Raw genomic sequence first — 23,350 nt, forward strand, 5'->3', positions numbered from 1 at the left:
CGACCCCCGTCTTCCGCTCAATAAAAATCACGCTATTCAGTGTGATTTTTTTAATTAATGCCGACTTAGCTCAGCGGTAGAGTGCTTCCTTGGTAAGGAAGAGGTCACGGGTTCAAGTCCCGTAGTTGGCTCTCGTTTCAGTCCCGATTTCCTCGGGATATTTTTTTGCCTAAACTTTAAGAAAACTATTTTCGAATTACTCCTATTGTAATAAGAAAGAATATGGAAGTCTACTTCAGTTTATGGTTAAACACTCGTATTAAAAAGTCATCTGAGTGTAGTTCCGATTTTTAAATAATAGCTTTGATAAGGATGTTGATTTTAAATACAAAATCAATTCAAGTATAAAGATAAAATCTATACCTTAAAATTTAATTAAAGTATTCTTCTCTTAGGATAACATCATTTATAATCATAAAAATTTTCGTTACATTCGTATAAAATATAGTTTGATGAATATTCTTTTATTAGAAGACGACCTTATTCTTTCGGCGGAACTTTGCAAATTCTTGGAATCAAATAATTTTACTTGTGATAAAATTTATGATGGAGAAACATTTATCCGTCAGATAAAGAATAATACATACGACTTGTATTTATTGGACATTAATGTTCCTAAAATTAATGGGCTGGATGTTTGTCAGACGATTCGTTCCTTCGATAAGAATACTCCTATCATCATCATTTCGGCGTACGGAGATTTGTCAGATAAAAAAGATGCGTTTACCAGATTGGCAGATGATTATTTGGTGAAGCCTTTCCAATTTGAAGAGCTATTGTTGCGTGTTAATTCATTACTGAGAAGAAAAGCTCCTTCAGAAACAACAGATCAGGATATTATCAGAATAGATGATTTGATTGTGAATAAAACGGAACAAAAAGTTTACCGTGGCGGAAATGAAATCAGTCTTACCTTAAAAGAATTTCAGTTGTTGGTTTATCTTGCCGCAGCGCAGGGAAGAACGGTTTCAAAACAACAGATTACAGAGCACGTTTGGGAACACAATTTCAATACAAATACCAATACGGTTGAAGTATACATTAATTTCTTAAGAAAGAAAATCGATAAAGATTTTAAAGTTAAACTTATTCATACACGTTCCGGCTTCGGATATTATCTAAGTCCATTATAAAATGTCTTTAAAAAGGAAGATAGCGCTCAATCTCAGTATTGCCTTTTCATTGCTTTTCGGTATTGTAATGGCGGTAATTTATATGTCTTTTAATGATTTCCGAAAAGAAGAATTCAAAGAACGATTCAGGCAGAGATTAGAGTTTACTTCTCACTTTATTGCCAAGTCAAAAGATTTTGAAGAAGAAGCCCCTGTGTTTTTTAATGAAAATTCGGATAATATTCTTTTAAACGAAACCATTTTAATTTTTAATGGGAAAAAAGAACTCATTTATAGTACCATCAAAGATCGAAATGTAACCTGGGATAGCGCTTTATTAAAAGAACTTGACGAAAAGAAAATTATCTATTCCGAGAAAACGGTTCCAGAAATTTACGCTGCTCTCAAAACTATCAATGGGGAAAACTATTATATTCTTACAAGCGCTCTCGATACCAACGGAAATTCAAAATTAGCTTATCTTAAATATCTTTTGATAACAGCTTATGTCATGAGTACGTTGCTTATTGGTTTCTTTAGTTATTATTTTATGGGGCAATTCCTGAAACCTTTGGAAGATTTGAATAAAGAAATCTCTGAAGTTACAGCTCATAAACTGACGACACAAATTCCTATCCGTAATTCTAACGATGAGATAGATGTTCTCGCAAAATCTTTTAACACAATGATTGGGAGATTGGATGATGTTTTTCAGTCGCAAAAGGATTTTACAGCGAGTGCTTCCCATGAAATACGGACACCCATTACGAGAATGGCCTTTCAGTTGGAAAATTTAATTAAATTTAATGAACACTCTCCTGAAACTCTAACTTCTTTAAAACAGATCCAAAGAGATGTGTACCAATTATCAGATCTCACCAATTCACTTTTATTACTAACTAAATTTGACAGAGAAAATATCCAGAGTATTTATGAAGAAGTAAGAATTGATGAAGTGATTTTTGAATCCTTTGAAGCTGTGGAAAAAAGTTATCCGAAACTGAAAATGGATTTCCTGATTTCTGAAGATACTTCCGAAGATGCTCTTTTAACGATAAAAGGAGTTCAGTCTTTACTCGATATTGTTTTTATTAATTTATTTAAAAATGCCGCTGTCTATTCCGATGATACGGAAGTAGATGTTCTGATTACAGAAACCCATGAAAACCTGATTGTCGATGTGATTTCTCATGGAGATACGATTCCGGTAGAAGAGCAGTCGAAATTATTTGAAGCATTTATGCGTGGAAACAACTCTCAAAATATTTCAGGCTCAGGATTAGGACTTAGAATTGTTAAACGAATTCTTGATTATCATGGGGCTGAAATAAGCTATTCGTCTCCATCAGATTTGTTAAATAAATTCAGTGTGATTTTTAATAAATAATCCTGACTATTTTAGCTTCTTAAGGGTTCATGAAATACTCCAAGAACCTTTTTTTGGCCAAATTTAATTTTTTTTTAAGCCATCTTTAAGAGCATTTTAATCCCATAAAGGCAAATTTGTATCATAAAATCAATAAAATGAACAAATTTGCAGGGCTGTTCATCGTCATTTCCTCATTCATGACGGCACAACAGCAAATGTCTCTTTTGGACTGTGAAGAAGCTTTCCAGAAGAACAATTTACAACTGCTCGCCGAACAGTACAACATCAATATGGCCGATGCAGATGTTTTGCAGGCTAAAATCTGGGAACTTCCGCAATTGAGCGGACAAATCAATGCATACAATCCTGATGACAGAAAGGTTTTTGATGTAGGACATGCTAAAGGCGCACAAGTAACGCAGTTAATTTACATGGGAGGCAAAAAGAAAAACGAAATTGCCTTCGCGAAATCCAACAAAGAACTGGCTCAGCTTCAGTTTGCTCAGCTCCTCGTGGATTTGAGAGCCCAGCTTCGTACGACGTATTTTGATCTTTATTACGAACAACTAAAACTTGAAAATACCAATAAGCAGTTGGGGTATATGAATGACCTTCTCGCTGCTTATAAAGTGCAGTCTGCAAAAGGAAATGTTTCTCTAAAGGATGAAGTGAGGCTGCAAAGTATCGTGATTCAGTTGAATAACGATAAAATAGGTATTAATAAAAATATTCTTGAATTCGAACAGAATTTAAAAGTCTTAACAGGGACTACAGAGGATATCAATCCACAACTTTCCGATTCTGAGGCTAAAGATATTCTGGCTGCACAGCCTTTCGGTGACGAATCCGAATTGCAGAAAAAGGCATTGGAAAATAACTCGGATTATCAATATAATTTAAAATTAATAGACAACAGTAAGTTGTATACTCAATGGCAAAAATCGTTAAATGTTCCTGATTTAAATCTTGGAGCAGGATGGGATCAAAACGGAGGAACTTTTAAAAATGAAGTGAATCTGATGGTAGGAATTCCGTTACCATTGTGGAAATCGAATAAAGGAAATGTAGATAAAGCCAATTTCGCGATTCAGCAAAATCAGAAAAATGCAGATTTTCAGAAATTAAATCTTGAAACTAAAGTTCAAGCTGCCTACAGAACGTGGAAAAGTCAATATGATCAGCTAGCAGAAATCAAAACAAACGATCTGAATAATATGGAACTGGTATACAACGGAATGCTGAATAATTTCAGAAAAGGGAATGTCAGTCTTATAGAATTTGCAGATTTCATGGACAGCTACAGAGAAACGGCTCTTCAGATTTACGATATGAAAAACGAAATCATGCAATCCGCAGAACAATTGAATCAACTAGTACAAACGAAAATCTTCTATTAAACATGAAAAAATATATAATTCCGGTAATGGTGGCTTTGTCCGTTTTATCGTGCTCAAAAAAAGTGGATGAGACAAAACCACAGGCGAAAAAAGGTTTTGAACTGAGCAATACCATGCTTCAATCAATTTCTTTAGCGAAAGTTGAAAAAAAATATATAGAAGACGATTACAATTTCTATGGAAAGATTTCTGCAGATAAAAACAGCTATATCGATGTTTATCCGTTGGTTGGGGGAAATGTTTTGAGCGTGAATGTAGAGTTGGGAGATCATGTGACGAAAGGTCAGGTATTAGCAACGATCAGAAGTACGGAGTTGGCGGAAATACAGAAAGATGTAAGCGATGCAAAAACGGATATGGTAGTAGCTCAGAATAATCTTCGTGTTGCCAAAGAAATGTACGAAGGAAAACTGAATACAGAAAGAGATGTGTTGGAAGCAAAAAGCCAGTTGCAGAAAGCGCAGGATCAGTTACAGAGAGCAAGCGCGGTGAGTACGGTGTACAATGTGAAGAAAGGAAATATTTACAGTGTTGTGGCGCCAATCAGCGGATATATTGTTCAGAAGAATATCAATAAAGATATGCAGTTGAGAAGTGACAGAAGTGAAAATATTTTTGATGTTGCGAATACAACCAATGTCTGGGCAATTATGAATGTGAATGAATCGGATATCGATAAAATAAGTCTGGGAATGAAAGCTCAGGTTTCCACATTGTCTTATCCTGATAAAGTTTTTGATGGAAAAATCGATAAAATCTTTAAAATCATCGATCCGGAAACCAATGCAATGCAGGCTAGAGTAGTATTGGACAACCAAAACGGATTGTTGATACCAGAAAGTAAAGCGACAATAAAAGTGACCAGTTCAGAAAATAATATGGCACTTACCATTCCGTCGAAGGCTGTCATTTTTGATGATAACAGAAGTTTTGTGGTGATTTATAAATCCAGAACAGATGTAAAAGTGAAAGAAATAAAGGTTTTAAAACAAGTCGGTGAAACAACCTATGTTTCCGAAGGTTTGTCAGATGGAGAACAGGTAATCACCAACAATCAATTGTTGATTTACCGCTCTTTGAATAGTTAAAATCGAAAAATTCTTTCAACGACTTTTTAAGTCATCAAAAAATCTATCATGAATAAATTCATAAAAAATATAATTGCTTTTTCATTAAAAAATAAAGCATTTACCTTTATTTGGGTAGCGATTTTGGCGATTTCGGGATTCATCAGTTTCAAAAATATGCCCATTGAAGCTTTTCCCGACGTTACCAATACCCAAATTGTCATTATTACCCAATGGAACGGGCGAAGCGCAGAAGAGGTTGAACGTTTTGTAACGACCCCGATTGAATTGGCGATGAGCCCCGTTCAAAAGAAAACCAGTGTGAGAAGTACCACAATGTTTGGACTTTCCATTGTTAAAATTCTTTTTGACGACGGAGTAGACGATACTTTTGCTAGAAATCAGGTCAATAATCAATTGCGAACAGTGAGTCTTCCTGATGAGGTAGATCCTGAAGTTCAGCCGCCTTATGGACCGACTGGTGAGATTTTCAGATATACTTTACAAAGTAAAACAAAAGATTCCCGTGAACTATTAACCTTACAAAATTGGGTAATCGACCGAGCGTTAAGAGGGGTGCCCGGAGTTGCGGATATCAATGTTTTCGGAGGTCAGGATAAAGTTTTTGAATTAAGTATTGATCCTAGAGCATTAGATAAATACAATTTAACTCCGCTTCAGGTATACGATGCGGTAACGAAAAGTAACTTAAATGTTGGGGGAGATGTGATTGAAAAAAACGGTCAGGCTTATGTTGTTCGAGGAATTGGGTTGGTAAAATCTATTTCAGATATCGGAAATATTACGATAGAAAATGATCATGGAAACCCTGTGTTGGTTAAAAATGTCGCAGATGTACATGAAGGTTCTTTGCCAAGAGTAGGACAGGCCGGACTGAACAATCAGGAAGATACGGTGGAAGGAATTGTGGTGATGAGAAAAGGGGAGAATCCTCGTGAAGTTTTGGTAGGTGTAAAAGCTAAAATCAAAGAACTGAATGAAAAGATTCTTCCGAAAGATGTGGAAATGGTCACTTTCTACGATCGAGATAATCTGATGGATTTCACTACTGAAACGGTAATGCATAATTTATTGGAAGGAATCATTCTGGTAACGGTGATTGTATTAATTTTCATGGCCGACTGGAGAACAACTTTAATTGTCTCTATCATCATTCCGTTATCCTTATTGTTTGCTTTTTTATGCTTAAAATTAGCAGGAATGAGTGCCAACTTGTTGTCATTAGGAGCGGTTGACTTTGGGATTATTATCGATGGAGCCGTCGTCATGGTGGAAGGACTTTTTGTAATGCTCGACCATAAAGCCATGAAATATGGACAGGAAAAGTTCAATAAAATGGCAAAAGGAGGATGGATTAAGCAAACTGGAACCGGTTTAGGAAAGGCAATTTTCTTTTCGAAATTAATTATCATCACCTCATTAATCCCGATTTTCTCATTCCAGAAAGTAGAAGGGAAAATGTTTTCACCATTAGCATTCACACTCGGTTTTGCTTTAATGGGAGCGTTGATCTTTACATTGACCTTGGTTCCTGTTCTTTCACATATTCTTTTGAATAAAAATGTAAAGGAAAAGAACAATCCTTTTGTGAACTTCTGGGATAGAATTGTATTAAAAGGTTTCAATTTTACTTTTAAACATAAAAGATTAAGTTTAATTGTTTCCCTTTCTTTTCTTGCACTTACCTTATTTTCCGGGAAGTTTTTGGGAACAGAGTTTTTACCACAATTAAATGAAGGTTCATTATGGATCACAGCTGAAATGCCGATGAGTTCCTCCTTAAAAGAATCCTTAAAAACAGCGGATCTCTTGAAGAAAGATATTATGAGCTTTTCCGAAGTGACCGATGTTTTGGCTCAGACGGGACGAAGTAACGACGGAACCGATCCGAACGGATTCGGATTTGTACAGTTTGCCGTAAATCTTAAACCTAAAGCAGACTGGAAAAGAAAGATCACCTATGAAGAATTAATAGAAGAAATTGACAAAAAACTAAGAACCTATCAAGGAATTACCTTCAATTATTCTCAGCCGATTTCCGATAACGTAGCAGAAGCTGTCGCTGGATTTAAAGCTGAAAATGGAATTAAAATTTATGGTGACAATCTTCAGACGTTGGATGTGCTTGCTGAAAAAGTTTTAAAAGAGGTGAAAGACATTCAAGGAGTAAAAGATGCCGGAATTATCAAAAATATTGGTCAGCCGGAAGTAAGTGTTGTCTTGGATAGAGATAAAATGGCTGCTTACGGAGTGATGCCCGATGATGCACAATCTGTTTTAGAAATGGCTTTTGGAGGTAAAACAGCTTCCGAAATGTTTGATGGCGAAAGAAAATTCCCCATTCGTCTTCGCTACTCTCAGGAATACAGAAAAGATGAAAATGATATTGCTGCTTTGATGGTTCCGACACAGGATGGTGCAAAAATTCCTTTAAAAGAAATCAGTACGATTGAAAAAGATAACGGAGCGGCATTTATTTACCGTGATGATATTAAAAGATACATCGGAATAAAATTTTCAATCCGTGATCGAGATTTAGGAAGTACCATTGCGGATGCACAAAAAGCTGTTGCTAAGATTGATCTTCCAGATGGATATACTGTCGGGTGGACCGGTCAGTTTGAAAATCAGCAGAGAGCATCAAAACGATTGACACAGGTGGTTCCGATCAGTATTTTAGGGATTTTCTTTCTATTATTTATCCTTTTCGGAAACATGAAAGACTCTCTTTTGGTGTTGGCGAATGTTCCATTTGCTTTGATCGGAGGTATTATTGCTTTGCATGTCACAGGAATCAACTTTGGGATTTCTGCCGGAGTAGGGATGATCGCTCTCCTTGGAATCTGTATTCAGAATGGGGTAATTCTTATCACTGAATTTCATCAGAATGTCAAGAATGGGCTAAGTCTGGATGAATCTATTTTAAATGGAGTAAAATCGAGAACGCGCCCTGTCATCATGACGGCTTTAATGGCTTCTATCGGATTAATGCCTGCAGCATTGTCAACAGGAATCGGTTCCGAGTCTCAAAAACCTTTGGCAATTGTGATTATCGGAGGATTAATTACAGCCACAGTTTTAACATTATTAATTTTCCCGATTATCTTTTGGATCTTCAATAGAACTAAAAAATCACAACAGATTTAGTCAATCTTTCATTTATTTTATATTAATTGAAGCGCGGAAAACTTTGTTTTCCGCGCTTCTCCATTCTATCAAAATAAGATTATGAGTTAAAATCCTAATCCCACTGTAAAAGCTTTTACAGTATTTGGATAATCTGAAACCGCCGTTGCAGCTCCTGTACTTGTATTAATCGTATAAATTTTTGTTGTTGAACCCACTGAAGCCATTAGATAAGCTTTTTGGCTCATGCTTCCGATATCAAAACCATTGGTATTGGTAATATTGATGCCTAAAGAACCTGCTTCTACCAAGGTACCATTGTTAGGCGGGTTTTGTTGATATAATTTGTCGGTATTATGATCAATCACAAATAGAGTAGTCGTAGTTGCCCCTGCAAAATTATTCGTATATGCTGCTGCACTTATCATTGGGTTTCCCGGATTAAGAGTAAGATCCGTTGCTGCGATAGTTCCGTCATTTGGGTTGAGGCGAAGATTCTGTCCGGTATTACTTACTACACGTATTCTGTCAACGGTCGGATTAAAATCAAATCCAAAGTCGGTTCCTGAAAGTAAGGTCGCAAAAGGAGAGCTTCCAACAGCAGTGGCTGCACCTGTACCTAAATTAATCGTATATATTCTGCTGGAACTTCCCAATGCATATAACTGTCCGTTTAAAGGACGAAAATCAATTCCTAAAATATTTTCACCACTTTGTAATCCTGCAATGCTTTTTGAAACAGGCATGGGACTGTTGGGATTAAATATTTGCAGATTGTTTGAATTATCAACAGCATAAGCAACGGGCTCTGTAGGTATTGCCAGATCAATAATTGCTTGTTGAAGTGATCCTATACTGGTAGCTTTACCACTATTTAAATCCAAAAGATGTAATTTGTCATTTAAAGCTAATAAAGCGGTATTATTATCATATTTAATATCAAAAGCAGCTTGTCCGGTAAATGTTGTTCCTAAACTTCCGACTTCTACCAAAGTTCCGTTATTAGGAGGATCTTGTTTAAATAATTTTCCTGCTGCAGGATCTATATCATATAAAATGGTAGAAGAAGCTCCGGATTTACTGTTGGTATAAGCTACGCCTGTTACAGAAGCACTAGAACCTCCATTGATATTCATATCAGTTGCTGCTGAAGCCCCTGTTTCAGGATGTAAACGAAGATTTTGTCCTGTATTGCTTACCAATCGAATTCTATCAACGGTCGGGTTAAAATCAATCGAAGCAATGGTTCCTGAAATTGCAGGTGTAAATGCTGTAGAACCTACAACTCTTGCAAAAGCATTTGCTGTATTAATGATGTATAATTTACTGGCATTTGATAATGCATACAATTCTCCTGTTGCAGGTCTGAAATCTATACTCAATAGCTTTTCTCCTGTTGGAACTCCCATGACAGAAGTTTTTGAAACAAAAGCTTTAGGATTATTTGAATTAAAAGACACCAGTTCGTTCATTGATGTTATTCCATACACCATAAGATCTGGACCTTGCATCATGTTGTTTTCAGGCATAATAGAATCATCAGAATCATTGCATGAAAATAAAATAATACAAACAGCAGATACGGCCATAAAGGAGTGTAATAATTTTCTCATAATATTATTTTTTAATGGTTGTATTTTTATGTACGAGAAACGGGTTACTTTGGTTTTTTCAATAACAATTAATTTTTTTTATGGATATTTTGTTTTTATATAATATTCATAATTAATGAGATAGTTTTGATTTTTAATAAAACATTTATCAAGATTTTTTCAATCAAGAAATTTGTGTAAATTTGCAGTCTCAATACTTTGAAATATACGGTTTGTACTTCATTGGATTTGAATATTGAAACTTTTTTTAATAAAAAGGTTTTAGTATTTAAAAATTCATTATATTTGCACACCGAAAATTTGAAAAACAATAAATAAATAATTACAAATCATGGCAAAGGAAACGTTTAATCGTAACAAACCACACTTGAACATTGGTACTATTGGTCACGTTGACCATGGTAAAACTACTCTTACAGCTGCTATTTCTGCTGTATTAGCTAGCAAAGGTCTTGCTGAGAAAAAAGACTTCTCTGCAATTGACTCTGCTCCAGAAGAAAAAGAAAGAGGTATTACTATCAATACTGCTCACATCGAATACGAAACTGAAAAAAGACACTATGCTCACGTTGACTGTCCAGGTCACGCGGATTACGTAAAGAACATGGTAACTGGTGCTGCTCAGATGGATGGAGCTATCGTAGTATGTGCTGCAACTGACGGACCAATGCCTCAGACTAGAGAACATATCCTACTTTGCCGTCAGGTAAACGTACCTAAAATCGTTGTTTTCATGAACAAAGTTGACATGGTGGATGATCCAGAATTGTTAGAGCTTGTTGAAATGGAACTTAGAGATTTATTAGCTACTTATGATTTCGACGGAGATAACTCTCCAGTAATCCAAGGTTCTGCTCTAGGTGCACTTACTGCTGCAACTAACGGTGATTCTGAAGATAAGTGGTTCAAAACTGTTGAAGCTCTAATGGATGCAGTTGATGAGTGGATCGACGAGCCAGTAAGAGATACTGAAAAGCCATTCTTGATGCCAATCGAAGACGTATTCTCTATTACAGGTAGAGGTACTGTAGCAACTGGTAGAATCGAGGCTGGTATTATCAACACTGGTGACCCAGTTGATATCGTAGGTATGGGTGATGAAAAATTAACTTCTACAATTACAGGAGTTGAGATGTTCAGGAAAATCCTAGACAGAGGAGAAGCTGGTGATAACGTAGGTCTATTGTTGAGAGGTATTGAAAAAACTGACATCAAGAGAGGTATGGTAATCGCTAAGAAAGATTCTGTTAAGCCTCACAAAAAATTCAAGGCTTCAGTTTATATCCTTTCTAAAGAAGAAGGTGGACGTCACACTCCATTCCACAACAAATACCGTCCTCAGTTCTACGTAAGAACTACTGACGTTACAGGTGAGATCTTCTTACCAGAAGGTGTAGAAATGGTAATGCCTGGTGATAACTTAGAGATCACTGTAGAATTGTTACAACCAATCGCTCTTAACGAGGGTCTTAGATTCGCTATCAGAGAAGGAGGTAGAACAGTTGGTTCAGGTCAGGTTACTGAAATCTTAGACTAATCATCTTAATATAATTAAAGTTCCGTAAGGAAACTTACGGAACTTTTAATCTACGGGCATCGTCCAATGGTAGGATACCGGTCTCCAAAACCGTTGATCAGGGTTCGAATCCTTGTGCCCGTGCAAATAACAATTATGAGTTCATTTATCGATTTTTTAAAAGGTTCTTATAACGAATTCAGACATAAAGTTGAATGGCCGAAGTGGGCTGATCTGCAATCATCTACAATTGTAGTGACTATTGCAACAGTTATTTTGGCGTTATTTACCTTTGGGGTTGACGAATTGTTTTCTAAAGCAATCAGCAACATAATAGGAATGCTAATCAACTTGTTCAATTAATAATAAAAGTATTTTCCCACAATGAGCGAATTGAAATGGTATGTGCTGAAAGCTATCAGCGGACAGGAAAATAAAGTGAAAAACTATATTGAGACAGAAATCAAACGTTTAGGGTTTGAGCAGTACGTTACTCAAGTGGTTATTCCTATGGAAAAGGTTATTCAAATTAGAAACGGTAAAAAAGTTCCTAAAGAAAGACCTTACTATCCTGGATACTTAATGATTGAAGCTGAATTAATGGGAGAGATTCCTCACGTTATTAAGAACATTCCTGGAGTTATTTCTTTCTTAAGCTTAACAAAAGGAGGTGATCCAGTTCCAATGAGAAAGTCTGAAGTTAACAGAATGCTTGGAAGAATGGATGAGTTGTCAGAATTTGCAAGTGATGTTGAAATTCCTTACATCGTTGGAGAAAACGTTAAAGTAATTGACGGACCATTCAATGGATTCAATGGAACAGTAGAGAAAATTCTTGAAGATAAAAAGAAAATTGAAGTATCAGTTCTTATCTTCGGAAGAAAAACTCCAATGGAGCTTAGCTATATGCAGGTTGAAAAAGTATAATCATTATACTTACAAAATATTCGAAACCCACTTATTGAAAAATGAGTGGGTTTTTATTTTTAGATTAAATTTTTAATAAAAAATAAGATATCAATTTGCTATTTCAAAAATATTTTATAATTTTGCAGTCCGAAAAGTAGGATTATCTAAGGTGAGATATGGATAACCTGCTGAATAATAAATGCTTCCAAACTCATTAATTATTCAAACTTAAAAAACAAAAAATGGCTAAGAAAGTCTTTAAAATGGTAAAGCTTCAGGTGAAAGGTGGCGCTGCTAACCCTTCTCCACCAGTAGGTCCAGCATTGGGTTCTGCAGGTGTGAACATCATGGAGTTTTGTAAGCAATTTAACGGAAGAACTCAAGATAAGCCAGGACAAGTTTTACCTGTAGTAATTACAGTATACGAAGACAAATCTTTTGAATTCGTAATCAAAACTCCTCCTGCAGCAATCCAGTTGATGGATGCGGCTAAAATCAAGGGTGGTTCTGGAGAACCGAACAGAAACAAAGTAGGTGCTGTAACTTGGGCTCAAGTTCAAAAAATCGCTGAAGATAAAATGACTGACCTTAACTGCTTTACAATGGATTCTGCAGTTTCTATGGTTGCAGGTACTGCTAGATCTATGGGATTAAGAGTAACAGGAACTAAACCAACTTTTAACGCTTAAAACTAATAGAAATGGCAAAATTAACTAAAAAGCAAAAGGAAGCTTTAAGCAAAGTAGAAAAAGGAAGAATCTATAACCTTGAAGAAGGTTCAGCTCTTGTAAAAGAAGTGAACTCTGCAAAGTTTGATGCTTCTGTAGATATCGCTGTAAGATTGGGTGTAGATCCAAGAAAAGCAAACCAAATGGTAAGAGGTGTTGTATCTCTTCCTCACGGAACTGGTAAAGATGTTAAAGTTTTGGCTTTAGTAACTCCAGATAAAGAAGCAGAAGCTAAAGAAGCTGGTGCTGATTACGTAGGTCTTGATGAATATTTACAAAAAATCAAAGATGGTTGGACTGATGTTGACGTTATCGTTACTATGCCGGCTGTTATGGGTAAATTAGGACCATTAGGTAGAGTATTAGGACCAAGAGGTTTGATGCCTAACCCTAAATCAGGTACTGTAACAATGGAAATTGGTAAAGCAGTAACTGAAGTAAAAGCTGGTAAAATTGACTTTAAAGTAGACAAATACGGTATTATCCACGCAGGTATTGGTAAAGTATCTTTCGATGCTGCTAAAATCAAGGAAAATGCTCAGGAATTGATCTCTACTTTGATCAAAATGAAGCCAACTGCTGCTAAAGGTACTTATGTGAAGTCTATCTATTTGTCTTCTACAATGAGTCCTGGTATTGCAATCGATACTAAATCTGTTAACTAATAATAAATCCTAAGACAATGACAAAAGACCAAAAAGTTGTAGCAATACAAGAGATCAAAGATTTGCTTCAGGATGCAAAAGTAGTTTACGTAGCAGATCTAGAAGGTTTGAACGCTGGTAAAGCTTCTGATTTCAGAAGACAGGCTTTCAAGCAAAATATTAAAGTAAAAGTTGTAAAAAATACACTTTTACAAAAAGCAATGGAGCAAATCGAAGGAGTAGATTACTCTGAGATGTTCCAGTCTTTCAAAGGAAACTCAGCGATCATGATTTCTGAGACAGCTAACGCTCCTGCGAAATTAATCAAAGACTTCAGAAAGAAGGATGAGAAGCCGGCATTAAAGTCTGCTTTTGTTCAGGAAACTTTCTATGTTGGTGACGAAAACTTAGATACTTTAGTAAGCATCAAGTCTAGAGAAGAAATGATCGGTGAAATCATCGGATTACTTCAGTCTCCAATCCAGAGAGTTGTTTCTGCTCTTCAAAACAAATCTGAAGCTGGAGAAGCTACAACTGAAGAAGTTGCTGCTCCTGCAGTTGAAGAAACTCCTGCTGAGGCGGCTCCAGAAGCTCCTGCTGCAGAAAGCACTGACGAAACGCCAGCTGCTGAATAATTACACTCAAAAAATAATCAATAATCAACAAAAAACATTACAACAATGTCAGATTTAAAAAATTTAGCTGAAACGCTAGTAAACTTAACAGTAAAAGACGTAAACGAATTAGCTGCTATCCTTAAGGATGAGTACGGAATTGAGCCAGCTGCTGCTGCTGTAGTAGTTGCTGCAGGTGGTGCAGGTGAAGCTGCTGAAGAAAAGACTGAATTCGACGTAATTCTTAAGTCTGCAGGTGCTTCTAAATTAGCTATCGTTAAATTAGTAAAAGATTTAACTGGTGCTGGTCTTAAAGAAGCTAAAGATATCGTAGATGGTGCTCCTGCTCCAATCAAAGAAGGTATTTCTAAAGACGAAGCTGAAGCTCTTAAGAAGCAATTAGAAGAAGCTGGTGCTGAAGTAGAATTGAAATAATCAATCTTACTATAAATAATAAGCTCGGGTATTTTACCCGGGCTTTTTTTGTGGAATAAAATTGAGTTTTAGAAACTTTTTTTGAAATTGATAAGTCAGCTATTGTTACTGATATTAGACAATTAATTATATCTAGATTCTCTGAATTGTATAAGTATGAAATAAGTATAAAAGAACTGACGAGCATATAACACAATAAAATATTGTGAATGTGGATAAGTTTTTGTAAATTTGCAGTCTCTTTTGGCGCGAATAATTGTTTGTAAATCTATAAAATATTGAATATCACCTCTTTCATGAAAATGAAGGGGATTTCTTGTATATAGATATTGCGGCGAATCTGCCTCAAAAGTAATAAAAATATTTTGCATTACGCTGTGAAAAGATATACCAGCGTTGCAGTTAGAAGTTAGATTAAGACTTAAAGGATTGAGAATAAAGAACAAAGACTTGATAATTGCGCCAAAATTTTCTTACTTTTTCTTTTCTTCCACCTATTTTTCTCTACTTTCTTCTGATATTTTTGTAATAAATCAAAATATTTTTTAACCTTTCTTAAAAGTTTTATGAGTAAAACAACACCTACAATTAGGGGAAATCAGAGAGTTAATTTCTCTTCAGCGAAAGGGAAGATCATCACTCCAGACTTCTTGGATATCCAAATCGAGTCTTTCAGTGAGTTTTTCCAGCTTGATACGCTTCCTGAAGACAGAACAGACGAAGGTTTGTACAAAACCTTCCAGGAAAATTTCCCGATTACCGATTCTAGAAACCAATTCGTATTGGAATTCTTAGATTATTTGGTAGATTCTCCACGTTATTCAATCGATGAGTGTGTGGAAAGAGGATTGACGTATTCAGTGCCTCTTAAAGCAAGACTTAAATTGTATTGTACAGACCCTGAGCACGAGGATTTCCAAACTGTGGTTCAGGATGTATATTTAGGCCCGGTTCCTTACATGACGCCTAGTGGTTCTTTCATCATCAATGGTGCAGAGAGAGTTATTGTTACGCAGCTTCACCGTTCACCTGGTGTATTCTTCGGACAGACTTACCACGCAAACGGAACTAAGTTGTATTATTCAAGAATTATCCCTTTCAAAGGATCTTGGATGGAATTTACGACAGATATCAACAGCGTAATGTACGCGTATATCGACCGTAAGAAAAAGTTACCATTAACAACTTTATTAAGAGCTATCGGTTACGAATCTGATAAGGATATCCTTCAGATCTTCGACCTTGCTGAAGAAGTTAAAGTTTCTAAAGCTGCCCTTAAAAAAGTAGAAGGAAGAACATTGGCTGCGAGAGTATTGAACACTTGGTTCGAAGATTTCGTAGACGAAGATACCGGTGAAGTAGTTTCTATCGAAAGAAACGAAATCATCTTGGATAGAGAAACTATTCTTGAAAAAGAACATTTAGATCTTATTTTGGATGCTGGTGTGAAATCTATCTTGATTCACAAAGAAAACAGCAATGAATTCTCTATTATCCAGAATACATTACAAAAAGACCCTACTAACTCTGAAAAAGAGGCAGTAGAGTATATCTACCGTCAGTTGAGAAATGCAGATCCACCAGATGAGGAAACTGCAAGAGGAATTATTGAAAAATTATTCTTCTCTGAGCAAAGATATTCATTAGGTGAAGTTGGACGTTACAGACTAAACAAAAAATTAGGTCTTAATATTCCTACGACAACCGAGGTTCTTACAAAAGAAGATATCATTGCGATCGTAAGACACTTGATCGAGTTGGTAAACTCTAAAGCAGAGGTTGATGATATCGATCACTTATCAAACAGAAGAATTAAAACTGTTGGTGAGCAATTAGCAGGTCAGTTCGGTGTAGGTCTTTCAAGAATTGCAAGAACGATCAAGGAAAGAATGAACGTTAGAGATAACGAAATCTTTACTCCTCTAGATCTTGTGAATGCTAAGACTTTAACGTCTGTAATCAACTCATTCTTCGGAACGAACCAGCTTTCTCAGTTTATGGACCAAACCAACCCGCTTTCAGAAATCACGCACAAGCGTAGACTTTCTGCACTAGGGCCTGGAGGTTTATCAAGAGAAAGAGCAGGTTTCGAGGTTCGAGACGTTCACCATACTCACTACGGAAGAATTTGTCCGATTGAAACTCCGGAAGGACCAAACATCGGTTTGATTTCATCTTTAGGTATTTATGCTAAGATCAACAGACTAGGTTTCATCGAAACTCCATATAGAAAAGTAGAAGACAGTAAGATTGATCTTGCTGCTGATCCTATCTATCTGAATGCAGAAGACGAAGAAGACAAAGTAATTGCTCAGGCAAACGTTGAGTTGAATGATAACGGTGAATTCTTAACAGACAGAATTATTGCAAGACTTGATGGTGACTACCCTGTAGTTGAGCCTTCTCAGGTAAACCTTATCGACGTTGCACCAAACCAGATTTCTGGTATTTCAGCTTCATTGATTCCTTTCTTGGAGCATGATGATGCGAACCGTGCGTTGATGGGATCTAACATGATGCGTCAGGCAGTTCCTCTATTGAAGCCACAAGCTCCAATCGTAGGTACAGGGCTTGAGCAACAAGTTGCAAGAGATTCTAGAATTTTGATCAATGCTGAAGGTACAGGTACTGTAGAGTACGTAGATGCTGATAAGATCACTATTAAATATGAAAGAAGCGAAGACGAAGATTTAGTACAATTCGAGTCTGCTACTAAAACATATAACCTTACTAAGTTTAGAAAAACTAACCAGAGTACAACGATTACCCTAAGACCAAACGTAAGAGTAGGTGATGTAGTGGAAAAAGGACAGGTACTTTGCGACGGTTATGCTACTGAAGACGGAGAATTAGCTCTTGGTAGAAACTTAGTGGTTGCCTTCATGCCTTGGAAAGGGTACAACTTCGAGGATGCGATTGTAATCAACGAAAAAGTTGTACGTGAAGACTGGTTTACTTCAATTCACGTAGATGAATATTCTCTTGAAGTTCGTGATACCAAATTAGGTATGGAAGAGCTTACAGCAGATATTCCAAACGTTTCTGAAGAAGCGACTAAAGATCTTGACGAAAACGGTATGATCAGAATCGGTGCTGAAGTGAAGCCTGGAGATATCATGATTGGTAAAATTACTCCAAAAGGTGAATCTGACCCGACTCCTGAAGAAAAACTATTGAGAGCAATCTTTGGTGACAAAGCTGGTGATGTAAAAGATGCTTCATTGAAAGCTGACTCTTCACTAAGAGGGGTTGTTATCAACAAAAAATTGTTCTCAAGAAACATTAAAGACAAAAAGAAAAGAACTGAAGAAAAACTTAAACTTGAAGAGATTGAAAACACTTACAAGGCTAAGTTTGATGAGTTGAGAAATACTTTAATTGAAAAATTAAATACACTGGTAAGCGGTAAAACTTCTCAAGGGGTTACAAATGACCTAGACGAAGAAATCATCGGTAAAGGTGTGAAGTTCACTCACAAATTATTGACTTCAGTTGAAGATTATGTAAACGTTAGCGGTTCAGACTGGACGGTAGATCACGATAAAAATGAATTAATCAAACAATTAATTCATAATTACAAAATCAAATATAACGATATCCAAGGGGTTAAAAACCGTGAGAAATTTGCAATTTCAATCGGAGATGAGCTTCCAGCAGGTATCATGAAATTGGCAAAAGTTTACATCGCTAAGAAACGTAAACTGAATGTAGGAGATAAAATGGCGGGACGTCACGGTAACAAAGGTATCGTTTCTAGAATCGTTCGTGAAGAAGATATGCCATTCCTAGAAGATGGAACACCGGTAGATATCGTATTGAATCCACTTGGGGTACCTTCTCGTATGAACATCGGTCAGATTTACGAAACAGTTCTTGGATGGGCTGGTAGAAAATTAGGATTGAAGTTCGCTACACCAATCTTCGATGGGGCTACATTAGATCAAATTACTGAGTATACTGAGAAAGCAGGTCTTCCTAAATTCGGTCACACTCACCTTTATGATGGGGGGACTGGAGAAAGATTTACACAGGCTGCAACGGTAGGTATCATTTATATGTTGAAATTAGGACACATGGTAGATGATAAGATGCACGCACGTTCTATCGGTCCTTACTCATTGATTACTCAGCAGCCGTTAGGAGGTAAAGCTCAGTTCGGAGGTCAGAGATTCGGAGAGATGGAGGTTTGGGCTCTTGAAGCATTCGGAGCATCAAATATCTTGAGAGAAATCTTGACTGTGAAGTCGGATGACGTGATTGGTAGAGCAAAAACTTATGAAGCAATTGCAAAAGGTGAATCTATGCCTGAACCAGGTATTCCAGAATCATTCAACGTATTACTTCACGAGTTACAAGGTCTTGGACTTGATGTAAGACTAGAGGAATAATTTTAAATTTTAAATTATAAATGTTGAATGGCGACATTCAAAAATTAATCTAAAATCTAAAATCTAAAATTTAAAATCTAACAAATGTCAAATAAAAATAAATCAAGTAGATTTAATAAAATAACCATCGGTTTAGCTTCACCGGAGTCTATTTTACAAGACTCAAGAGGGGAGGTTCTTAAGCCGGAAACTATTAACTACAGAACACACAAGCCTGAAAGAGACGGTTTGTTCTGTGAAAAAATCTTCGGTCCTGTAAAGGATTACGAATGTGCTTGTGGTAAATACAAGAGAATTCGTTACAAAGGGATCGTTTGTGACCGTTGTGGTGTAGAGGTTACGGAGAAGAAAGTACGTAGAGAGAGAATCGGACATATCGGTTTGGTTGTTCCTATTGCTCATATCTGGTATTTCCGTTCTTTACCAAACAAAATCGGTTACCTTTTAGGTATTCCTTCAAAGAAATTGGATATGATTATCTACTACGAGAGATATGTAGTTATCCAACAAGGTATCGCTAAGAAATTAGACGGTTCCGACTTTGAAAAAATGGAGTTCCTTACAGAAGAAGAATACCTTGATATCATGGAAACTCTTCCTGTAGAAAACCAATATCTTGACGATTCTGATCCAAACAAATTCATCGCTAAAATGGGTGCTGAAGCTGTTGAAGAATTATTAAAAAGAATCGATCTTGATGCATTGTCTTTCGACTTGAGACACAAAGCTCACAACGAAGGTTCAAAACAAAGAAGAACAGAAGCTCTGAAAAGATTGAACGTTGTAGAAGCATTGAGAGGTGCGAATACAAGAATGATCAACAGACCAGAGTGGATGATTATGCGTGTACTTCCAGTTATCCCACCAGAACTAAGACCATTGGTTCCGTTGGATGGTGGACGTTTCGCTACTTCCGATTTGAATGACCTTTACAGAAGAGTTATTATCAGAAACAACCGTTTGAAGAGATTATTGGAGATCAAAGCTCCTGAAGTAATCTTGAGAAACGAGAAGCGTATGCTTCAGGAATCAGTAGATTCATTATTCGATAATACAAGAAAATCTTCAGCTGTAAAATCTGAATCAAACAGACCATTGAAATCACTTTCAGATTCATTGAAAGGTAAGCAAGGTCGTTTCCGTCAGAACTTACTAGGGAAAAGGGTAGATTACTCTGCGCGTTCGGTAATTGTTGTAGGTCCAAACTTACAGCTTCACGAGTGTGGTATTCCTAAAGATATGGCTGCGGAACTTTACAAACCATTCATCATTAGAAAACTAATTGAAAGAGGTATTGTAAAAACAGTAAAATCTGCAAAGAGAATTATTGATAGAAAAGAACCGGTAGTTTATGATATTCTAGAAAACGTGATGAAAGGTCACCCTGTTCTATTGAACAGAGCACCTACGCTTCACAGACTAGGTATTCAGGCTTTCCAACCTAAGATGATTGAAGGTAAGGCAATCCAACTACACCCGTTAGTAACAACAGCCTTCAACGCCGATTTCGACGGTGACCAGATGGCGGTACACTTACCGTTAGGTCCTGAAGCGATCCTTGAAGCTCAGTTATTGATGTTAGGTTCTCAAAACATCTTGAACCCTGCAAACGGTTCTCCAATTACAGTACCATCTCAGGACATGGTTCTTGGTCTTTATTTCATGACTAAAGAATTGAGCTCTACAGATACTATGAAAGTAAAAGGAGAAGGTCTTGCATTCTATTCTCCTGAAGAAGCGGAAATCGCTTATGCTGAAGGTAGAGTATCTTTAAATGCTAAAGTAAGATGTAGACTTCCTGTTAAAGAAGATGGAGTAATCGTTACAAGATTGATCGAAACTTCTGTAGGTAGAATTTTATTCAACCAGATTGTACCTAAACAGTCAGGGTATATTAATGAACTTCTTACTAAGAAATCATTAAGAAATGTTATCGGTAAGATCCTTGCTGATACAGATTTCCCTACAACTGTGAAGTTCTTGGATGCAATGAAAGACTTAGGGTATTCAAACGCATTCAAAGGAGGTCTTTCTTTCTCATTAGGAGACATCGTAGTTCCTGTTGAGAAAAAGCAGATGATTGCACAATCAATCGAAACTGTAGACGAAATTAGAGCTAACTATAACATGGGTCTAATTACCGATACAGAACGTTATAACCAGGTAATCGACGTTTGGACAAACACAAACGCTGGATTAACTGAAATGATCATGAGCAGAATGAAAACTGACCAAGGTGGTTTCAACTCTGTATATATGATGCTTGACTCTGGAGCGAGGGGTTCTAAGGAACAGATCCGTCAGTTATCAGGGATGAGAGGTTTGATGGCGAAACCACAAAAAGCTGGTTCTACCGGTGCAGAGATCATCGAAAACCCGATCCTTGCAAACTTTAAAGAAGGTCTTTCCATCCTAGAATACTTTATCTCTACCCACGGTGCTCGTAAAGGTCTTGCGGATACCGCTCTTAAGACTGCCGATGCAGGTTACTTAACGAGAAGATTGGTAGACGTTGCACAGGACGTTATCGTTACAGAAGACGACTGTGGAACTTTAAGAGGTACAGAAGTTACTGCACTTAAGAAAAATGATGAGATTGTTGAAAAAATCTCTGAAAGAATCTTAGGTAGAGTTTCTTTACATAATATTTATGATCCGGAAAGTGATGAAATTATCGCTGAAGCTGATCAAATTATTACTGAGCAATTAGCGAAGAGAATTGAAGAAGCAGGATTAGAAGCTGTTGAAGTACGTTCACCATTAACTTGTGAAGCTAAAAAAGGTATCTGTGCGAAATGTTACGGTAGAAACTTAGCAACAGGTAAAATGATTCACATGGGTGAAGCTGTAGGGGTTATCGGAGCACAGTCAATTGGGGAACCAGGTACTCAGCTTACGTTGAGAACTTTCCACCAAGGGGGTACTGCAGGTAACGTTTCAGAAAATCCTTCAATCGTTGCAAGAAGAGATGGTATCGTTGAAATGGACGAAGTAAGAACCATTACTTCTGAAGATGAAAACGGTAATACAGCTGAGGTTGTAGTATCTCGTTCAACGGAATTTAGATTGGTTGCTGATAATGAGTCTAGAACTCCATTAATGGTAGCTAACGTACCTTACGGATCTATATTATCTGTAAAACCAGGTGATAAAGTGAAGAAAGGGGATACAATCTGTAGATGGGATCCGTATAACGCGGTTATCATTGCAGAAACTTCAGGTAAGGTAGAATACGAGGATATCATCCAAGGTATTTCATTCCAACTTGAAATTGACGAACAAACAGGATTCGAAGAGAAAGTAATCTCTGAATCTAGAAATAAGAAAGCCGTACCTACTTTGAAAGTGGTAGATTCTAAAGGAGTTGAGCAGAAAGCATACAACTTACCGGTAGGAGCCCACTTAATGGTAAACGATGGTGAAAAAATTAAGGCGGGTAAAGTCCTAATCAAGATCCCAAGAAAATCTGCAAAAGCAGGGGATATCACCGGAGGTCTTCCGAGAGTTACCGAATTATTCGAAGCAAGAAATCCTTCAAACCCGGCGGTTGTTACAGAAATCGATGGGGTAGTTTCTTACGGAAAAATCAAGAGAGGTAACCGTGAATTGATCGTTGAAGCTAAAACTGGAGAAAGAAAAATTTACTTAGTTAAATTATCAAACCAGATCTTAGTACAGGAGAATGACTTCGTAAGAGCTGGTTCGCCACTTTCTGACGGTTCAATTACTCCAGACGATATCTTAAGAATTAAAGGTCCAACTGCAGTTCAGGAATATTTGGTAAACGAAATTCAGGAAGTTTACCGTCTACAAGGGGTGAAAATCGACGACAAGCACTTCGAAATTATCGTAAGACAGATGATGACGAAAGTATCTATCGTTGACGGAGGTGATACTCAATTCCTTGAAGGAGCTCTTGAACATAAGTATGACTTCTTAGAAGAAAACAACAGAGTATTCGGTCTTAAAGTAGTAGTTGATGCTGGGGATTCTAAAGCATTCCAACCAGGTCAGATGATTACTGCAAGAGAATTAAGAGACGAAAACTCTAAATTGAAGCGTGAAGATCAGGCTTTAGTTGAAGTAAGAGAAGCTTTACCAGCTACAGCAACACCTGTATTGCAAGGTATTACAAGAGCAGCTCTTCAAACTAAATCATTCATGTCTGCGGCATCGTTCCAGGAAACTACTAAAGTTCTAAACGAAGCGGCTGTAGCAGGTAAGATCGATGATCTGAACGGTCTTAAAGAAAATGTAATTGTAGGACACAGAATTCCTGCAGGTACAGGTCTTAAAGAATATCAGAATGTAATTGTAGGTTCTAGAAAAGAATTCGAAGACCTTAACTAAAATTAATGATTTGGAATTTGAGGTTTGAAATTATTTTTATATTTTCACAACCTCAAATTTC

Annotated in this window: 15 protein-coding genes and 2 tRNA genes; 16 read left to right on the plus strand and 1 reads right to left on the minus strand. The window is 36.7% G+C overall.

Annotated features, from left to right (window positions below; genetic code table 11):
• Positions 1 to 59 precede the first annotated feature (59 nt).
• From RM51_RS11725 to RM51_RS11750, 6 genes are all read left to right on the plus strand, one after another.
• Positions 60 to 131, plus strand: a tRNA-Thr gene (locus RM51_RS11725).
• Between the two features lie 321 nt (positions 132 to 452).
• Positions 453 to 1,133: a response regulator transcription factor gene (locus RM51_RS11730; RefSeq protein ID WP_039369523.1), complete on the plus strand. Its 681-nt coding sequence runs from the start codon at positions 453 to 455 to the stop codon at positions 1,131 to 1,133.
• A gap of 1 nt (position 1,134) precedes the next feature.
• On the plus strand, positions 1,135 to 2,499 hold the full coding sequence (locus RM51_RS11735; RefSeq protein WP_039369526.1) for an ATP-binding protein: 1,365 nt from the start codon (positions 1,135 to 1,137) through the stop codon (positions 2,497 to 2,499).
• A 137-nt stretch (positions 2,500 to 2,636) separates the two neighbouring features.
• Positions 2,637 to 3,878: a TolC family protein gene (locus RM51_RS11740; protein WP_084111105.1), complete on the plus strand. Its 1,242-nt coding sequence runs from the start codon at positions 2,637 to 2,639 to the stop codon at positions 3,876 to 3,878.
• 2 nt (positions 3,879 to 3,880) lie between these two features.
• Positions 3,881 to 4,966, plus strand: a complete 1,086-nt coding sequence (locus RM51_RS11745) for an efflux RND transporter periplasmic adaptor subunit (protein ID WP_039369531.1) — start codon at positions 3,881 to 3,883, stop codon at positions 4,964 to 4,966.
• A 48-nt stretch (positions 4,967 to 5,014) separates the two neighbouring features.
• Positions 5,015 to 8,113: an efflux RND transporter permease subunit gene (locus tag RM51_RS11750; RefSeq protein WP_039369534.1), complete on the plus strand. Its 3,099-nt coding sequence runs from the start codon at positions 5,015 to 5,017 to the stop codon at positions 8,111 to 8,113.
• 86 nt (positions 8,114 to 8,199) lie between these two features.
• On the opposite strand, the gene RM51_RS11755 is transcribed toward RM51_RS11750, so the two are convergent.
• The gene (locus tag RM51_RS11755) at positions 8,200 to 9,705 is read right to left on the minus strand and encodes a DUF4394 domain-containing protein (protein ID WP_039369537.1); all 1,506 of its coding nucleotides are present in this window, start codon (positions 9,703 to 9,705) and stop codon (positions 8,200 to 8,202) included.
• Between the two features lie 331 nt (positions 9,706 to 10,036).
• Here RM51_RS11755 and tuf point away from each other — a divergent pair, with 331 nt between their 5' ends.
• From tuf to rpoC, 10 genes are all read left to right on the plus strand, one after another.
• On the plus strand, positions 10,037 to 11,242 hold the full coding sequence (gene tuf, locus RM51_RS11760; protein ID WP_039369540.1) for an elongation factor Tu: 1,206 nt from the start codon (positions 10,037 to 10,039) through the stop codon (positions 11,240 to 11,242).
• Positions 11,243 to 11,294: 52 nt separating this feature from the next.
• Positions 11,295 to 11,365: transfer RNA gene (locus RM51_RS11765), tRNA-Trp, on the plus strand.
• 12 nt (positions 11,366 to 11,377) lie between these two features.
• The gene (gene secE, locus RM51_RS11770; RefSeq protein ID WP_039369543.1) at positions 11,378 to 11,584 is read left to right on the plus strand and encodes a preprotein translocase subunit SecE; all 207 of its coding nucleotides are present in this window, start codon (positions 11,378 to 11,380) and stop codon (positions 11,582 to 11,584) included.
• Positions 11,585 to 11,605: 21 nt separating this feature from the next.
• Positions 11,606 to 12,148, plus strand: a complete 543-nt coding sequence (gene nusG, locus RM51_RS11775) for a transcription termination/antitermination protein NusG (RefSeq protein ID WP_039369546.1) — start codon at positions 11,606 to 11,608, stop codon at positions 12,146 to 12,148.
• Positions 12,149 to 12,372: 224 nt separating this feature from the next.
• Positions 12,373 to 12,819 (plus strand): 50S ribosomal protein L11, encoded by a 447-nt coding sequence (rplK, locus tag RM51_RS11780; RefSeq protein ID WP_039369549.1) that lies wholly within the window; start codon positions 12,373 to 12,375, stop codon positions 12,817 to 12,819.
• An 11-nt stretch (positions 12,820 to 12,830) separates the two neighbouring features.
• Positions 12,831 to 13,523 (plus strand): 50S ribosomal protein L1, encoded by a 693-nt coding sequence (rplA, locus tag RM51_RS11785; protein ID WP_039369552.1) that lies wholly within the window; start codon positions 12,831 to 12,833, stop codon positions 13,521 to 13,523.
• Between the two features lie 17 nt (positions 13,524 to 13,540).
• A complete protein-coding gene (gene rplJ, locus RM51_RS11790) occupies positions 13,541 to 14,137 on the plus strand; it encodes a 50S ribosomal protein L10 (RefSeq protein ID WP_039369556.1) in 597 nt (198 codons plus the stop codon).
• A 45-nt stretch (positions 14,138 to 14,182) separates the two neighbouring features.
• Complete coding sequence (gene rplL, locus RM51_RS11795) at positions 14,183 to 14,551, plus strand: 50S ribosomal protein L7/L12 (protein ID WP_039369558.1); 369 nt, start codon at positions 14,183 to 14,185, stop codon at positions 14,549 to 14,551.
• A 566-nt stretch (positions 14,552 to 15,117) separates the two neighbouring features.
• Positions 15,118 to 18,939, plus strand: coding sequence for a DNA-directed RNA polymerase subunit beta (gene rpoB, locus RM51_RS11800; protein WP_039369561.1), 3,822 nt, complete (start codon positions 15,118 to 15,120; stop codon positions 18,937 to 18,939).
• 84 nt (positions 18,940 to 19,023) lie between these two features.
• The gene (gene rpoC, locus RM51_RS11805) at positions 19,024 to 23,289 is read left to right on the plus strand and encodes a DNA-directed RNA polymerase subunit beta' (RefSeq protein WP_039369563.1); all 4,266 of its coding nucleotides are present in this window, start codon (positions 19,024 to 19,026) and stop codon (positions 23,287 to 23,289) included.
• The last annotated feature ends 61 nt before the right edge of the window (positions 23,290 to 23,350 follow it).

Source organism: Chryseobacterium taiwanense, from assembly GCF_000813825.1.
Lineage (GTDB): Bacteria > Bacteroidota > Bacteroidia > Flavobacteriales > Weeksellaceae > Chryseobacterium > Chryseobacterium taiwanense.

Excerpts from the sequence above, each read along its gene's own strand:
- RM51_RS11730 (WP_039369523.1), top strand. The coding sequence starts at position 453 with ATGAATATTCTTTTATTAGAAGACGACCTTATTCTTTCGGCGGAACTT.
- RM51_RS11735 (WP_039369526.1), top strand. The coding sequence starts at position 1,135 with ATGTCTTTAAAAAGGAAGATAGCGCTCAATCTCAGTATTGCCTTTTCA.
- RM51_RS11740 (WP_084111105.1), top strand. The coding sequence starts at position 2,637 with ATGAACAAATTTGCAGGGCTGTTCATCGTCATTTCCTCATTCATGACG.
- RM51_RS11745 (WP_039369531.1), top strand. The coding sequence starts at position 3,881 with ATGAAAAAATATATAATTCCGGTAATGGTGGCTTTGTCCGTTTTATCG.
- RM51_RS11750 (WP_039369534.1), top strand. The coding sequence starts at position 5,015 with ATGAATAAATTCATAAAAAATATAATTGCTTTTTCATTAAAAAATAAA.
- RM51_RS11755 (WP_039369537.1), bottom strand. The coding sequence starts at position 9,705 with ATGAGAAAATTATTACACTCCTTTATGGCCGTATCTGCTGTTTGTATT.
- tuf (WP_039369540.1), top strand. The coding sequence starts at position 10,037 with ATGGCAAAGGAAACGTTTAATCGTAACAAACCACACTTGAACATTGGT.
- secE (WP_039369543.1), top strand. The coding sequence starts at position 11,378 with ATGAGTTCATTTATCGATTTTTTAAAAGGTTCTTATAACGAATTCAGA.
- nusG (WP_039369546.1), top strand. The coding sequence starts at position 11,606 with ATGAGCGAATTGAAATGGTATGTGCTGAAAGCTATCAGCGGACAGGAA.
- rplK (WP_039369549.1), top strand. The coding sequence starts at position 12,373 with ATGGCTAAGAAAGTCTTTAAAATGGTAAAGCTTCAGGTGAAAGGTGGC.
- rplA (WP_039369552.1), top strand. The coding sequence starts at position 12,831 with ATGGCAAAATTAACTAAAAAGCAAAAGGAAGCTTTAAGCAAAGTAGAA.
- rplJ (WP_039369556.1), top strand. The coding sequence starts at position 13,541 with ATGACAAAAGACCAAAAAGTTGTAGCAATACAAGAGATCAAAGATTTG.
- rplL (WP_039369558.1), top strand. The coding sequence starts at position 14,183 with ATGTCAGATTTAAAAAATTTAGCTGAAACGCTAGTAAACTTAACAGTA.
- rpoB (WP_039369561.1), top strand. The coding sequence starts at position 15,118 with ATGAGTAAAACAACACCTACAATTAGGGGAAATCAGAGAGTTAATTTC.
- rpoC (WP_039369563.1), top strand. The coding sequence starts at position 19,024 with ATGTCAAATAAAAATAAATCAAGTAGATTTAATAAAATAACCATCGGT.